The 1093-nt window shown below is 67.3% G+C and carries 1 protein-coding gene; it reads right to left on the bottom strand.

From position 1 onward, the window contains the following. A partial coding sequence (locus tag H9634_RS14350) for an IS481 family transposase (RefSeq protein ID WP_170275125.1) occupies nt 1-997 on the bottom strand: 997 nt, incomplete at its 3' end. Nucleotides 998-1093 lie beyond the last annotated feature (96 nt).

Genomic DNA, 1093 nt, shown 5'->3' with positions numbered 1-1093 from the left:
TGTAGTTCCCCGTGAGGTTGTGAACGCGGTCGGCTGGGGTGAGGCCTCCGATAGCGGTGTGGGCTCGATGCTGATTGTAGTCGTGGAGGAACGTCTCGTAGGCGGCTTCCCGCTCGGCTTCACTGGAGTAGGGCCTGGCGTAGGCCCATTCGACCATCAGGGTCCGGTTGAACCGCTCGGCTTTCCCGTTCGTCTGCGGCCGGCGAGGTCTGGTGCGCTTATGCTTGATGTCTGGGCCGAGAGCTTGTCTGAAGTCGCCGGACCGGTAGCAGGACCCGTTGTCGGTCATCACCGCCTCCACGGTGACGCCGATGGTGTCGAAGAAGGCGTTCGCCCGGTTCCAGAAGCCGGCGGCGGTGTGTTTCTTCTCGTCGTCGAGGATCTCGGAGTACACCAGCCGGGAGTGGTCATCGACGGCGTGGTGCAGGTACCGATACCCGCGTGATGGGGACGCCTTCGCGCGGGCCGCCTTGGTGCGGGCCGACTGCGCCCGCAGGTCCTGGACTGAACCGCGGCCGTGAGCCCGCCAGCCGCCGCCGTCGGGGATCCGGCCCAGCTTCTTGACGTCGACGTGGACCAGCTGCCCGGGAGCATCGACCTCGTAGCGGTGCGGTTGTGGTCGCCGCACCGGCAGCCCGGTGGCCTGATCGATGCACTCCAGCTTCGGCATCCGGTAGCGGGCCAGCACCCGTCCCACCGTCGACCGCGGGATGCCCAGGTGGTAGCCGATGCGGTGCGGACCCCACCGCTTGGTGAACCGCATGGCGATGATCCGCCGTTCGGTGCGCTGCGCCAGCCGGTGCGGGCTGCGGTGCGGACGGCTGGAGCGATCCTGCAGCCCGGCCCCGGATCGGTGGCGGCGCACCCAGCGGGACACGGTGGCCGGGGAGACCTGGAACCGTTCGGCCACGCGGCGCTGGGACCAGCCGGCCTCAACAACCAGGGCGACCATCCGGCGCCTACCCTCGACGGTCATCGGGGCGTTACGGTGTGTCATGGAAGACCTCCGGTTCGAGTGAGTGTGGTTACCCACTTCGATATCGGAGGTCTTCTTTCACCTCAAATCCCGATCACAACCTCCCGAGGAAGTACA

Source organism: Brevibacterium gallinarum, from assembly GCF_014836885.1.
Taxonomy (GTDB): Bacteria; Actinomycetota; Actinomycetes; order Actinomycetales; family Brevibacteriaceae; genus Brevibacterium; species Brevibacterium gallinarum.
Note: the sequence above shows the minus strand (reverse complement) of the source record. Positions and strands in the feature narration are given on the sequence as shown.